General features: G+C 43.9%; 11 protein-coding genes. 8 read left to right on the plus strand and 3 right to left on the minus strand.

Annotated features, from left to right (window positions below; all coding sequences use genetic code 11):
• Positions 1 to 31 precede the first annotated feature (31 nt).
• Together OH459_RS24280 and OH459_RS24285 are read left to right on the plus strand one after the other, a co-directional pair.
• Positions 32 to 2,920 (plus strand): Ig-like domain-containing protein, encoded by a 2,889-nt coding sequence (locus tag OH459_RS24280; RefSeq protein WP_269989130.1) that lies wholly within the window; start codon positions 32 to 34, stop codon positions 2,918 to 2,920.
• A 135-nt stretch (positions 2,921 to 3,055) separates the two neighbouring features.
• On the plus strand, positions 3,056 to 3,655 hold the full coding sequence (locus OH459_RS24285) for a cytochrome b (protein WP_005447113.1): 600 nt from the start codon (positions 3,056 to 3,058) through the stop codon (positions 3,653 to 3,655).
• An 83-nt stretch (positions 3,656 to 3,738) separates the two neighbouring features.
• Here the strand turns inward: OH459_RS24285 and OH459_RS24290 are convergent, their stop codons facing one another.
• Positions 3,739 to 4,311, minus strand: a complete 573-nt coding sequence (locus OH459_RS24290) for a YceI family protein (protein ID WP_047515943.1) — start codon at positions 4,309 to 4,311, stop codon at positions 3,739 to 3,741.
• A 428-nt stretch (positions 4,312 to 4,739) separates the two neighbouring features.
• On the opposite strand from OH459_RS24290, the gene OH459_RS24295 reads away from it, so the two are divergent.
• Positions 4,740 to 6,299 carry a methyl-accepting chemotaxis protein gene (locus tag OH459_RS24295; protein ID WP_269989134.1) on the plus strand — a complete coding sequence of 520 codons (1,560 nt, stop codon included), beginning with the start codon at positions 4,740 to 4,742 and terminating at the stop codon, positions 6,297 to 6,299.
• A gap of 70 nt (positions 6,300 to 6,369) precedes the next feature.
• Here OH459_RS24295 and OH459_RS24300 read toward each other — a convergent pair whose 3' ends face one another.
• Both OH459_RS24300 and OH459_RS24305 read right to left on the minus strand, forming a co-directional pair.
• Entirely contained in the window at positions 6,370 to 7,893 is a 1,524-nt protein-coding gene (locus OH459_RS24300) for an AGE family epimerase/isomerase (protein WP_269989135.1), read from the minus strand.
• Between the two features lie 99 nt (positions 7,894 to 7,992).
• On the minus strand, positions 7,993 to 8,538 hold the full coding sequence (locus tag OH459_RS24305; protein ID WP_269989136.1) for a sugar O-acetyltransferase: 546 nt from the start codon (positions 8,536 to 8,538) through the stop codon (positions 7,993 to 7,995).
• 320 nt (positions 8,539 to 8,858) lie between these two features.
• Here OH459_RS24305 and OH459_RS24310 point away from each other — a divergent pair, with 320 nt between their 5' ends.
• The 5 genes from OH459_RS24310 to OH459_RS24330 all read left to right on the plus strand — a co-directional run bounded on the left by OH459_RS24310 (position 8,859) and on the right by OH459_RS24330 (position 13,915).
• Positions 8,859 to 10,004, plus strand: coding sequence for an AI-2E family transporter (locus OH459_RS24310; RefSeq protein WP_172580966.1), 1,146 nt, complete (start codon positions 8,859 to 8,861; stop codon positions 10,002 to 10,004).
• A gap of 290 nt (positions 10,005 to 10,294) precedes the next feature.
• The gene (locus OH459_RS24315; RefSeq protein WP_005447102.1) at positions 10,295 to 11,140 is read left to right on the plus strand and encodes an enoyl-CoA hydratase/isomerase family protein; all 846 of its coding nucleotides are present in this window, start codon (positions 10,295 to 10,297) and stop codon (positions 11,138 to 11,140) included.
• Positions 11,141 to 11,582: 442 nt separating this feature from the next.
• Positions 11,583 to 12,908, plus strand: a complete 1,326-nt coding sequence (locus OH459_RS24320; protein WP_009696279.1) for a sensor domain-containing diguanylate cyclase — start codon at positions 11,583 to 11,585, stop codon at positions 12,906 to 12,908.
• Positions 12,909 to 13,049: 141 nt separating this feature from the next.
• On the plus strand, positions 13,050 to 13,400 hold the full coding sequence (locus tag OH459_RS24325; protein WP_005447099.1) for a DUF3147 family protein: 351 nt from the start codon (positions 13,050 to 13,052) through the stop codon (positions 13,398 to 13,400).
• Between the two features lie 242 nt (positions 13,401 to 13,642).
• The gene (locus tag OH459_RS24330; RefSeq protein WP_269989191.1) at positions 13,643 to 13,915 is read left to right on the plus strand and encodes a DUF3601 domain-containing protein; all 273 of its coding nucleotides are present in this window, start codon (positions 13,643 to 13,645) and stop codon (positions 13,913 to 13,915) included.
• The last annotated feature ends 17 nt before the right edge of the window (positions 13,916 to 13,932 follow it).

Here is a 13,932-nt window from a genome sequence, read left to right on the forward strand (position 1 = left end):
AAATAATTAATATAAGACTAAGGACTTTATTATGTATCTAAGAAAGAGCAGTGCTACGCAGACAAACTCCATTGGTTATCGCACGCTAGGGCTTACAATGCTTTGCTCCGGTTTATTACTGAATCCTATTTCACAAGCCATGGCTGCGGAGTTTAGTACTGATGCGGTTGCTCAATCAGAAAGCGAATACTGGAGCACTTATAAGCTGGATATCAAGAACACAGGTTCTGAAACGGCAGACATGCGTGAAGCTGTCATTGAGTTCGTATTGCCTGTTGCAATCAATGACTTCGGTTGGGCGTCAAATCACCTTTCGTATCCGTCATGGGAAATCTCTCATACGACACAATCTAACGGTGTACTGAACTCTGTCTCGCTGAAGTTTCCGCAAGGCTCTTGGGTAGATAGCGAGCTTGCTTCTGGAGAATCTGCGGCACTGACGATTTCTTTCGGTGGAGAGTTGACGGATCTGAGTGCGTTTGAAAATTCAGTGGTAGTGAAAGTGGATGGTGAAGTCGTTCCTCCACCTGAGTTCTCGCTCGATATTTTGGCTCCTGCACAAAACTCAGTGGTTTATACTGGCACAAATGTAGACATCATCACGAATATTGCGGGTGAAGGTGCAACCAAACTAGAGTTCTGGGTAAACAACATCAAGTTGGGAGAGCAACCTGTTGTAGAAGGCACGACAGAGTATCAACAGGCTTGGCTCCCTGACACTATTGGCGCAGCATCGATTGCGGTCATGGCATTCGATGAGAGTGGAAAGAAACTGACAGAACAAACGGTTCAAGTAACGGTTGAATCGGAATCTACTGCACCAAATCCACCTGTGATTGAGTTTATCTCACCAGACGCTGGCTCTTCTCACCAAAAAGGTGACACCATTACAATCTCGACCAATGTCTCTGATCCAGATGATGATTTAACAACCGTCAAATTCTTCGCCAACGATGCTGAAGTATGTCAGTTAGACGCGAAAGCGACTCAAGATTTCTCATGTGATTGGACGGCACACACAGCGGGGTCAACAACGCTTCGCGCTGAAGCTCAGGATGACGAGCAGCATACTTCACGCAAGAGCCTAACCATTACGGTCACAGACACGGGCACAAGTTGTGGCGATATTCCTCAGTACGAAGATGGTGTGCCATACAAAGTAGGCGATGAAGTCACGAATATTGGCAATATTTACTCATGTACCGTCGCGGGTTGGTGTGGTAATCCGGTTTGGACACCGGGCACCGGCCACCCTGATTATCCTGATGCGTGGAAAGACGCATGGAATGAAGTAGGGCAATGTGATCCGAACCCTGTGCCAGTTGTTAAGGTTCAGTCCCCTCAAGATGGACAAAAAATCGCACCAAACCAAGCATTCGATGTGGTAGTTGATGCAACGGATGATACCGAAGTTGCTCGCGTTGACGTTCAGTTGAATGGACAAGTGGTAGCAACCTCAGGCACACCTTCACAGGGCGATACTTATACCATCACGGTTCCTGCTCAAGTTGAAGGTCAATACACATTGACGGTTATTGCATACGATGATCAAGGTGCGAGTGCAGAAGCTGCGCCAATTTCTTTGGCTATCACTGACAAGGACTTGGTGGTTTCGCTTTCATCTCCTGTCGATGGTTCTAGCTACTTCGAAGGTCGTGCGATTTCTATCAAAGCGGATGCAAAGAGCTACGAAGGCGATATTACTTCTGTAAGCTTTATCGCCAATGGTAATGAACTGTTCAAAGACACCGAAGCGCCATACGAATATGAATGGCTAGGTGCGCAGAAGGGGGCTTATGCCATCACGGCAAAAGCGGTAAACACAGCAAGCCAAGAGCAAACCTCAGCGACATCTAACATTACAGTTAAAGAAAGCACGGGCGGTGGCGGTTTAGTTGATAACCCAGATCGCTCTATCAGTTACCTAACATCTTGGGGTCTAAATGACTACGAGCAGTTGTTCAACTCAGAAGGAGACGGTTACCTATTGTCATTTGGTAAGTGGGATTCAAGCGGTAATATCACGATCTCTGACGGCATGCTCACACCGCCGGATTACAACCCAGATTGGATGCCAACGCAGTACCTCGCTTGGTCAACTCTTAAGCATGACAATGAAAACGTCACGATGATGGTAGCGTTCGGGGGCCAAACTTACGAAAGTATTTGGTCGGCGATCAGCACCCCACAAAGCCGTGAAGCGGTCGCGACTGGATTGGTTGAATTGGTCCACACGCCATTCCCTGTGTACAAGAAGAACCTGAAACCTGAAGAGATGGAAGGTGAGTGTCTTGCATCAAAACCAGATGGCAGCTGTGATTACAGCAAGTATCAGTTAGCTGGTTATGTGCATATTGATGGGTTGGATTTCGACTTCGAAAAAGCCGCTCGAATCACAGACAAAGAGAACCAAGACTTAACGGCATTGATCAAACTGATCCGTGAGAAAGTCGGCAACACCAAAGTGCTGTCCCTGACCACTTATCATGTAGGTGCCGACCCTGTCGAGTGTATGAATGCAAACGTATTCGAAAACTGTTCTTATGTTGAGCCATCTGGTCGCTCATCGCATCATGGTGAAGTCATTGATCTACTCAAAGCGACTAAAAATGACTTTGATTTCTTCAACGTCATGACATACGACGCTGGTCGAAACTTCCTATACGATGTCGCGATGGCGAACTATGCTGAATATATTGGAGACAAGTCGAAGATTGTTTTAGGTAACACGATCAACAGTCAGTGGGCACCAGGTGGTAACTTTGTTGAAACGCGTCAGAACAACCTAGACCGTGCTAAATGGCAGAAAGATAACGGTTATGGTGGTTTCTTCATGTGGACGTTGGGTTCAAACAACCAAGGTTTGAGTATGGCAGAACAAGTTGACTACTTTAACGACATGATCAATGTAAGTAAGTAGTACCTACCTCATCTTGTAATCTACTTGAACGACGGAAGGCTCAATGCCTTCCGTTATTTCTTCAATCTTCATCATGGGAAAGCCTTCTCTCGTCGTATTCCCATGTACATCTCAAACTAATTCAGTGGTGACAATATGTCGAGATTAGATTCTGGTCAGCACCAGAAAGCGATTCCGTGCGTCCAAAATACCTCCACTCAACACTACGATGCGTTCAGTAAATGGCTACATTGGGCTATGGCGGTGATTATCATTTATGCAACGCTTGCAGGCTACGGCATGTTATTCGTTATGGATATGCCGCAGGTGTTCCATGTTCTATCTACGCTCAATATGTCGTTTGCAACCATCGCCTCCGTGTTATTGATTGTACGTTGGGGGTGGTCATTCTTTCGTAAAGCCCCAGAGTTACCAAAATCGGTTTCTCATACCCAGAAAAGCATCGCTAAACTCACACATGGCGCTATCTATTTGGTGATGTTTGTAGTGTTTGTTAGTGGCTTTCTAATGCTTAAACATGAGTATCCATTCTTTTGGCTGTTTACCATTCCAAACCCAATTTCTAATGCCGAAGTGAATGCGTTCTTTTTTATGGTTCACCGTTTTGGCTGTGCCACACTCGCGAGCTTGGTGTTGCTACATGCGTTAGCAGCGTTGAAACATCACTTTGTGAATAAGAACGACGTATTGCGGAGTATGGCATTTAATGTGACTAAGCAAAGTCAGTCGTCGTAAGCCGCACAGTACGGTTGGTTGAAGGCGTGTAGAAAGAAAAAAGGCTTGGTGAGCCTCCAAGCCTTTGTGTCCACTTAATCTAACTATTTTTTAAAGGTTAGATTCAAAGTGAGTGGAACTCGATCAGAAATCTTAATCCCGCCAACTGTTGCCGCGAGGTCAGTTAAGTTCTTACTAGGAATACCAAAGTCAGCAGCACCAATAATCACAGGCGCACTTGAGCTCACCATTACCGTATCGCCAGCGTTTAGGATAACAACCGGAAACTCAACGGATTTTGTCTTACCAAACAGCGTTACTTCAGCAGGTACTTTTACCTTGTGTGAGCCTTCACCCAGAGAAGCCCAATCAACTTTTCCCATAACTTTTACTGGTGCGTGTTTTGCAGATTCAAAGAAGATTTCATTAAGACGGGTGTTACGAATAGGGATACCTGTCTCAATGCTATTTAGATCGATAGCAACATCAAATTTGCCATTGCTGTCTAACGTGCCGGAAAGATCATTGATGGTCGCAGGCTCGACAACAAACTGGTTCTTGATGGTAGCAAAGCTTACTGAAGAAAAGTTTGAATCTAATGTGTAGTTGTCAGCAGCAAATGAAGCACTTGAAAACAGCGCCAGCGCAATGCTTAGGGTGGATAAAGTCTTTTTCATTATTATTAGCCTTATATACGTTGAACGGTTGTTCCCCTTGATACTAGTCCGGATTTATAAAAGTTAATAAGGAATTAAATCGATTAATTTTGGTGATTTTTTCGATGTGATTAACTGTGCATTAATGATGTTCGAATATCAATTTGAATGATTATGAGAGCGTATTATTTGTCAGAAACTTGCTAATTAGCAATGGCTTATTTAGGTGTTGGTAAATCTACACGGCTTACATGGTTATTCTATAAAAGTGTGATACTGATATAAAAACGGTTCATTTTATTAAAGTTGTTGCATTTGATGCGGATAACGTAACTGAATAGTTAAAACCAGTGTCGCGGGAGAATGGGTTGGCAAAGAGAGTAATGCCAAGTCATCGGCTTAATTAACCCCGTTGATAGAAATTAATCGCTTGCGTTGAGACAACCATAATGAAAAGAATAATCCTATTAGCCGTTTGTGCCATGTTTGGCATTGCTGTCATGGCGAGTATGGCGTCTACCTACTTTATCTCCAGTCAGAAAATCGATGACATCATCTTGCACAAATCTCAGGTTCAGGCTGAGTTCTTAGCCGAGAATGCAAGTTACATTTTAGAGAACTCAAACCATCCGGTCCAAGATCTCCAAGCGTTAGTTGACCAGTTAAAGCAACGCTCAGATGTAAGTTATGCCATTGTAATTGATAGCAATGTTTCGGCGGTTGCACACAGTGATAAACAAAAGCTAAACAAGAAGTACGAAGATGACTATACAGTGGCGGGTGCAACCAAAGGTGTGCAGCAATACTCGAAGTGGTACGCGGATGTGCAGCAAGTGTGGGTGTTCGATATCATGGCTCCAATCTACGTGAATGGTCAACTCTACGGCACGTTCGATATCGGTATTCCAATTACGGATGTGAGCCAAGCAACGAACGGTATTATTAGCTACCAACTTGGTTCAATGACCGTGATATTTGTACTCTGCGTGCTATTACTTTCACTTCTGCTAAGCCACTTAATGCAGCCGTTATCTGTATTGAAAAATGCACTGCATGACATTTCCCAAGGGGAAGGCGATCTGACTGTTCGTTTGCCAACAAAAGGTAATGATGAAGTGGCTCAGATTTCATCAGCATTTAATGTCTTTGTCGAAAAGGTTCATGGCATTATTTCGCAAGTGGTGAGCACTGGTGTTGCATTGAATGGCTCTGCAACTGCCTTACGTGAGCAATCTCAACAGGCGTTGACTCGTGGGCAGGAGCAAAACGAGCAAACCATGCTGGTGGTGACGTCAATGAATGAAATGATTGCGACGGTTAACGAAATTGCATCGAACGCAGCAGGTGCAGCGAGTGCGGCAAGTACTGCAACGGATGAAACGCAAGAAGGCTACAAGACGCTGCAAAAGACCACTACGGCAATCACAAACCTTGAAACCGAGATGAACAGCACGTCCAGCATCATCGTCAGTTTGGCAGATAATACTCAGTCGATCGGTTCAATCCTTGAGGTGATTCGAGGTATCTCAGAACAGACGAACTTATTGGCACTTAATGCTGCAATTGAGGCCGCTCGTGCAGGGGATGCAGGCCGTGGTTTTGCGGTGGTAGCTGACGAAGTGCGTAACCTTGCGACGAAAACCGCGCAGTCAACCGATGAGATTGACCTGATGATCAAACGCTTGCAAGACGAAGCGCAAAATGCCGTGAACTCGATGGGGAACAGTAAAGCTCTGATCGAAGAAGGAACTACGGAGACGGAGCTAGCTCGACAAGCACTAGAAGCGATTTCTAAACAGGTAATGACCATTCTGGATATTAATACTCAGGTTGCAACGGCAACAGAACAGCAATCGACGGTAGCTAACGAGATCAACATGAACATGGATACGGTGAGCAATTCAGTGAAGCTCGGTCTAAATGCAAGTGAGCAATTAGAGCAATCGAGTCAACAACTGGCTGAGCTCTCGCAAACGCTTGATCATTACGTCGGCTCGTTCAGAATCTAACCCACAACAAGCATGCAAAAGGCGACCATCGAGTCGCCTTTTTGTTTGCCGATATGTATCCAAAGTGTGGTTATAGGGTGATGTTACTATAGGTCACTGCTTGAATTTCGCCTTGCGCCGTTCGTTCGACGTTATCCACTTTGCCTTGGAAATAATAAGGCGTGAAATCGGATTGCACTTTGCTCGCATTTGCATAATACAAAGTTACTGGCTGATGGTTTAGTGCGCCAGACGTTAAGGTGCCAATCAATGCGTGCTCGAATTGATGATAACCATTGCCCCAATGAAACGCTTTGGTTGACTTTGGATCGAGACCGACGCCCCCATATTGATGATCAACCCATGCATCCATAAAAGTACGTGTGGTGTATGGCAGTACATTTCCCACCTTGTTATCTAAAATGGCAAGTGTCATTGCTGATTGGTCAAGCTCTGCCCATTCCCAAGAAGAGCTGCCGTTAGAATAAGGGCGGCTTTGCCAAGCAGGGATGGATTGATTCGCCCATTCGCTCTGCAGTTCGGGAGAAAAAAAAGCGCTAACTGGTTCAAACTGTTGTTGATATTGCGCTCGCTCTAATGTCGTTCGCATGCCTTGTTTCGCAAATTGTTTCCAATCGGCATTGTTTATTTGTTCTGCGACAAGGTAAGTCATCCAATACGCTTTAATGGTGTGACCGAAATCGTTATGTTTGGCGTTTGGCTGCATGACGGCTTTATGATGAATGGCACCGTAGAAGCGTTGCTCTTTATCTGAGTGATAATGTTGAACTAATGTATTTGTTAACCAGGTCAGGTCACTGAGCCACTTCGTTCGATGTGGCTCAGGCAATAGGGGAGCGACCAAAAGCATATAGCCGTTAATTTGGTCTAATTGTGCAACCAACTCATGCTGTTTTGCACTTTGCTCATCTCCATCTTGTAAAACCCAAGCAAGTCCTACTTCATCGTTTAGTCTGTAGTTATCAAAGATAAATTTTTTCTGATCAATAAGTACTTTTTCTACCAGAGGATCGCCCGTTAGGTAGTAATACATTGCAAGCCCAACGAGTGCATAAGCTTGGTCTTGCGAAGTTCTCTGTGTCCACTTTAAACCAGCTTGTTTGTTTCGCGTGAACGAAATAAAGCCGCCATGCTCTTTGTCTTGCAGTTCATTGATTAGGTAATAAGCCCCTTGCTTCGCTAGTTCAAGGGCTTGCGTGTCTCCAGTTAGGTGGAAAAGCACCCCATAGGCGTAGGTTTGGCGCGACTTCATCCGCGTATATTCACGACCAAAATAAGGAGTAATCCAACCTCGATCTAACTCAGGACAAACATTGGCTGTATTCAGTTTGCGACCATCATTGCAGCGGAAAGTGGGGAAGTTTCCAACAGGTTCTCCGTAAGCTTTCTCATCCATCCAGTAAGGGGCTAAGCCTGTTGTGATGTGGTTTAGCCATGTCTGTGTAGATGGGAAGGTCGTTGACGCCGCATTATTTGCAAGCGAGCCTTGGGAAACTGTTTCGTTTGAAGCTGAGTTTTCAATTGTCGCCGCCAGTGACACCGAACTGGTGGCGAGAGAGAACGCTATTATTAACGACTTTGTCGAAAAAGACATAAAGCAAGTCCTTGAAAGAAAAGAAAGAGTATATCGGTTGGTGACCTCTACAAACCGTTGAATCTCTCCGGTTTTCCATTCCCTCTGCTGACAAGCTTGTCAGTCTTTTTTGATGGAGCGAGCGGGGTTACCAGCAACGCGGTCTCTCGGAGCCACATCTTTCGTTACGACAGATCCAGCACCAATGACAGCTTCTTCTCCAATCGTCACGCCCGGCATAATGATCGCACCACCACCAATCCATACTTTATCTTTTATGGTTACAGGTTTTGCAGTTTCATCACCAGCAAGGCGTTGCTCTGTCTCTAAAGCATGCGCAGCGGTGTAGATTTGAACTCGCGGACCAATCATCACGTTCGCGCCAATAGTTACCTGTCCGTTGTCTATGATGATGGCATCCCAATTAATGTAAGTATGCGAGCCCACTGAAAGGTTGCATCCATACGTCAATTGCAACGGGGCTTGGATACAAGCACCATCACCAAGATTGACGCCTATTTCAACGAGAAATGCATGACGCTTTGCTGCATTGGGTTCATGGTTGAAGTTGAAAATGAGCTCACATGTGCGCTCCCGCATGAGCTGAAGTTCTTCGTCCAGACAGTTATAAACCTTTCCTGAACGCATAAGTTCGAGTGCTGACATCTTTTTGCCCTTACTGCTTAAATCGTGCAACAAAGTGAGCAATATAAAGTGCGCGTTATACAAGTGGAAATAGAGAACCGCAAAATCAGAATATTGTCACTTAATAACGCTTCTTAACATCGACTTCATAAACAACTCAACATTAAACCGTTGAATGTACGGGAGGTTGTACTAGGTTTTATAAGTGAGCTTTGCGTTACAGAGTGGGGCTCTAAAACATCCACTTGTGTAACGCGTGGACAATGACTGTGCTTGGACAAATTGACACGTTATCCATCATCAGATGATGGGGATATGACGTGAAACCAAAGGGATAAACAGTGAATAATTCAAATGAAAATCTTGAGAAAATACTGGCGAAAGCGTTCACCACATCTTTGATACGATTCTCAACCACGACGCTTATCGTTATTGTGTGCTGGTGGGCATTCTTACCTTTTTTACCTATTTTGCTCTGGGCGTTAGTCCTTGCTATTGCGCTTTATCCAGTCAAACTTGTTATTGAAAGAAAACTCGGATTAAGCTCCGCGCGCTCGGCAACATTGATCGCGATTATTGGTGTGCTGATTCTCGGCACGCCAACAGCAATGGTGGGCAACTCTTTTGCTTCTAAAACCTTAGGTGCGTTTGAGTCTTACCGAGATGGCACTTTGGTGATCACCAAGCCAGCAGACAGTGTGAAAACCTGGCCGTTGGTCGGTGAAAAAGTTCATGCGGTCTGGTATGAAGCGGCGGACGATCTGCCAACTTTTATTGAAAAGCGTCAGCCACAAATTAAAGGGTTCTTTAGTTGGTTTGTTGACAGTGCGACAGGTGCGGCGAAAAGTGTGTTTATGCTGATTGGTGCGATTATTATTGCGGGGATCATGCTTGCTTGGGCACAACCTGCGGCTAGGTCGATACGTAAGATCTTCATTAGTTTTACCGATGAAGTAAGAGGTCCGGATTTGCACCAACTTACCACTGCAACTATCAGGCAAGTCGCCGTGGGCATCATTGGTATTGCTTTCTTAACAGCAATGGCATTTGGCGGTGTCGTTGCATTATCCGGCGTACCGGCCGCAGCCTTGTTTACACTTATCGCACTAGTCTTCGCTATCGTTCAACTTCCGGTCACTATTATTGCTTTAGTCGCCGTTGGTTTGTTGTGGGCGGGGGACAGCGGAACGATTCATAACGTGATCTTTACCATCTTACTGATCGCCGCTAGCTTGATTGATAACTTCTTAAAACCATTGATTCTCGGGCGAGGGTTAGAAGTCCCGATGCCTATTGTCCTTATTGGCGCCGTTGGCGGCATGATGTCCGGCGGTATACTGGGTATGTTTATTGGCGCTGCATTCTTAGCTGCTGGTTATCAGGTGTTTATGAAGTGGGTCGATACGGAAACTCAGGACGTTGTTGATGTCGTAGAGAGTGAAGAGTTTCAGGAAGAGAAAACAGAAGCTAAAGAGTCCAAGGATTAAGTTAGTTCTGAATAGGCAGTTAGACCGTGAGATCGCACAAGCCCATGTGAAGTGCGCTTGTTGATAATCATTCGAGCAACTAGAAGGTCGCTGTTCTAGTTGCTTGTGAAGGCAAATAATCAGCGCTAGAAACTTAAAGACTAGTCGTAAGCGAACAAACAACCTTTTAGTTTTCGTAAATACTGTTTCAATTTATAAGTCATTGTTTGATGTTTTTCAGAGGCGTAACGTTAATTGCGTTGCTTAAGTAAATTGCAACGTTATGTTTTTATTGGAAAAAGGAAATGGATATGGCTTACGAAGGCTACAAAACATTTACTGCAAAACAAGAAGAAGCAGTTCTTTATGTTACGTTTGATTTTGGAACGGTAAACGTACAAGGGCAGGAAATGTTGACGGATTTGAACGGTTTAGCGCTACGTCTGGAACGTGACCGTAACGTGAAAGTGGTTGTATTCCAATCTGCTAATCCAGAAATTTGGGTTTGTCATTACGACACCGAATTGCTGAAAGAAATGTCGACAGAAGCGGTTTCTCGTGAAGAAGCGAAATTGCTTGACCTTCAATCAGTGTTAGAAAGGATCAGCAAGCTACCACAAGCAACGATTGCTAAGTTGGAGGGATTTGCCCGTGGTGGTGGTCATGAATTTGCATTGGCATGTGATATGCGCTTTGCCGCACGCGGTAAATACAAATTTATGCAGATGGAAGTTGGCATGGGCATCTTACCGTGCGGTGGTGGCGCATCTCGGATGGCACGGCAGGTTGGTTTAGGACGTGCTCTAGAAATCATCTTGAGTGCTCGCGACTTCGATGCGGACGAAGCAGAAGCGTACGGCACCATAAACAAAGCGTTGGAGCCTGATGAGATTGGTCCTTATGTTGATGAGTTAGCGCAGCGAATTTCTAAGTTCCCAGCTGAATCTATTAATGCATGTAAGCAAATGGTGTACGAGTCAATCGATAAGCCAATCGATGAAGCGTTGAAAGCCGAAGCTTACTGGCTTTACCAAGCAACCAGCAAAACGCCAGCGGTTAAGCGTTTCCAAATTGCCGATGACCAAGGTTTAGAGCACGATATCGAAAACCAAAGAAACTGGGAAGAACTGGTTATGAAGGTGCAAGACATTAACTGATCATTCATAGCTTGATTGTCGATATAAGATTAAAGGCGAGTTTTTGGCTCGCCTTTAATTGGCGAGTAAATTTGGCTCTGTTTGCTGTCGCTCATGTAAACCAGACGATTATCAGTGACAATTCTAGAAAATGGCTAGATTTGTTTGAAAATTCATCAGTTTAGGCATTAAGTTTTTGCCGTGTCGGTCAATATTTTTAATTAATAGAATCGATTGTGTCGATCAATCAAATCGATCGATAGAAATTTACTGTTGATTGATAAAAATATTTATCCGTAACGACACCTTTTGATCATCGAACAGTATACAATTATGCGTATAATCGCCGCTTCTTAAATGCATCAAGTTCAAATCTTGATCAGAATTGCAGTGAATGAAAGCTAAACGGATTTTAGTTGTTGAATTAGGGATAGGGAGAGTGGGTTAATCTAGGACAGTTGTAATGAGTTGGGGCATCAAAGTAGTATTTTTAATTTCGGTATTATTGCTAACGGAATTACTCGCCACAAAACTAACCGCCATCAATAACGAAAAAGAATCTGAACAAGTTATCAGTGCTATCAATAAAGAGATGAAAGTCATCTTTAATGACGCATTGATTACGGCTGAAGTATTGAAAGAAGTTGTGGTGCTTTCTAAGAACCATGACATGTCATCAGCAGAGTTTAATAAACTTAGTCGTAAGCTTTTATCCACTTATACCAATGTGGATGCCTTGTTATACCTTCCAAAAGGGGTCGTGCAATATGCTTATCCCTACGACGAGCATAAAGCGGCAATTGGTCACAACGTTCTTGAAGACCAAACACGAAAACTTGGGGCAAACCAGTCTGTAAACTGCAAGAAAAACACGATTATAGGTCCCGTCACCTTAGTTCAAAATGGTAAGCAAGCATTCATCCTCAGAAAAGGTATCTCAGACGATGCGAATTTCATTGGTTTTTCTTCTTCCGTTATCTATTTAGAATCAATCGTTAGCAAACTAGAGCAAGTATTAAACCAAAACCACGTGAATCGTTACTCTGTTGTTGGCTATGATCCTGATAACAGCAACTATTATGACAAAGTGATCAGCTCTAAAGGTGAGATTGATTGTGACATTCATACTGGCGTCGTGACGATTTTTAACACCAATTGGCAAATCTCAATATCGCCAGAGGACAGTGGCTTGATCCCACGAGTGGTTATTTTTGCCACTTTGTTGACGCTACTAATATTGGTGACAACACCGGTGAGGTACTTCAACAAGTTTCGTCATTCAGAAATGCAGCGAGATAGCCTGCAAAATGAAGCGCATACCGATTACTTAACTGGACTCCTAAACCGTCGTGGTCTTGAGACCAAGTTTGAGGTGTTAAGAAAAGAGAATACGGCAGGCTCAATTGCTGTGTTTGATATCGATTTTTTTAAGAGCATTAATGATACTTATGGTCATGAGGTGGGGGACATCGTATTAGCTCAGTTCTCTAAGCTATGCGAAGCAAACACGAGCCATGATTTCACTCTTTCTCGCACTGGTGGTGAGGAATTTATGTTGTTGATGCCAAACACTAACGCTCGACAAGCATACCTATACTGCGAGCGAGTAAGAAAAACAGTGGCGAATACGCCCGTGTTTATCAATGATATGTACATTGATATCACGGTAAGTATTGGGGTCGCCTATTTTGACGGCACAGACTCTCTAAAAGACGCATTAAGAGAAGCGGACCGAGCGTTATACAAAGCGAAAAACTCAGGGCGAAATCAAGTGTGTTGGACTCGTTAAGAATGAAGTCTCAAATAGTATGCCTATAGCTTTACTTGATGTCTGAGAAGACTCACAGATATTAGGTTATCAGCTTGTAAACAAAGCCTTGTTTTTGTTTAACTTTAAGAGCGGATCGAAGTGAATTGAAGGCGCAATACAATGCTATGGATAGTGACCAAGTACTTAACCACGGCGGCAATCGTCGTATTAATTTCTGAAGTGGCGAAAAGAAGTGACAAACTTGGTGCCTTGGTAGCAGCCTTACCAACGGTGACTATTTTGGCGCTGGTATGGATGTATATTGAAGGTCAAGGCACAGAAAAACTGTCCAACCACGCTTTCTACACGTTTTGGTTTGTCGTGCCGACGTTGCCAATGTTTTTACTCTTCCCGTATTTGCTAACCAAATACTCCTTTTGGCTGACGCTATTAATCAGCTGCGTAGTATCGGTAGCTTGTTTTGCTTTGACAAACTTAGTAGCAAAGCAATTCGGAATCAATTTGCTGTGACAAGGTTTTTCTGGCTCCCAACCTGACATACCAGCGTTTACCTTAATAGATTCGCTATCTGCTGTGGTAAAGCGTGAAACAAATGCAACGCTTACTGATAACAACACAAGCGCATCGCACTTCAATCATCGACTTCAACAATGACCCGAAACATACGGTATTTATTGGCTCCGTTGTTAGCGGTTAGGTCGCCGGATTACTTATATTAGGTTGAACGCCACAGAATAGGGTCGTTGAGAAAAATGAACAACACTTGTCAAAATAAGAGTTTTAGTGTTTTACATCCTGGTGTTCGCTACCGAGTCAAAAAAGAATTTTATGATTATAACGGTGAGCGGTATCAAGTTGATGAGGAAATGGTGTTTATTGACCATAACTTCGTTCCTTATGAAAGTGGTTTATCACTCTTTTTCCGAACACATAACCGAGACCTTCAGATCATGCTTTGCAATCGGGAGGGCTTACAACAACACATCGTTCATGAGCTAGGTGCGTATTTTGAACGCCAGCAATAAATTTAGTTAAAGGTGAA

It is taken from the genome of Vibrio sp. MM46, from assembly GCF_027587135.1.
In the GTDB taxonomy this organism is placed as follows: Bacteria; Pseudomonadota; Gammaproteobacteria; order Enterobacterales; family Vibrionaceae; genus Vibrio; species Vibrio harveyi.

Bases quoted from the DNA above. Each gene is read 5' to 3' on its own strand.
- OH459_RS24280 (WP_269989130.1), top strand. From the start codon at position 32: ATGTATCTAAGAAAGAGCAGTGCTACGCAGACAAACTCCATTGGTTAT.
- OH459_RS24285 (WP_005447113.1), top strand. From the start codon at position 3,056: ATGTCGAGATTAGATTCTGGTCAGCACCAGAAAGCGATTCCGTGCGTC.
- OH459_RS24290 (WP_047515943.1), bottom strand. From the start codon at position 4,311: ATGAAAAAGACTTTATCCACCCTAAGCATTGCGCTGGCGCTGTTTTCA.
- OH459_RS24295 (WP_269989134.1), top strand. From the start codon at position 4,740: ATGAAAAGAATAATCCTATTAGCCGTTTGTGCCATGTTTGGCATTGCT.
- OH459_RS24300 (WP_269989135.1), bottom strand. From the start codon at position 7,893: ATGTCTTTTTCGACAAAGTCGTTAATAATAGCGTTCTCTCTCGCCACC.
- OH459_RS24305 (WP_269989136.1), bottom strand. From the start codon at position 8,538: ATGTCAGCACTCGAACTTATGCGTTCAGGAAAGGTTTATAACTGTCTG.
- OH459_RS24315 (WP_005447102.1), top strand. From the start codon at position 10,295: ATGGCTTACGAAGGCTACAAAACATTTACTGCAAAACAAGAAGAAGCA.
- OH459_RS24320 (WP_009696279.1), top strand. From the start codon at position 11,583: ATGAGTTGGGGCATCAAAGTAGTATTTTTAATTTCGGTATTATTGCTA.
- OH459_RS24325 (WP_005447099.1), top strand. From the start codon at position 13,050: ATGCTATGGATAGTGACCAAGTACTTAACCACGGCGGCAATCGTCGTA.
- OH459_RS24330 (WP_269989191.1), top strand. From the start codon at position 13,643: ATGAACAACACTTGTCAAAATAAGAGTTTTAGTGTTTTACATCCTGGT.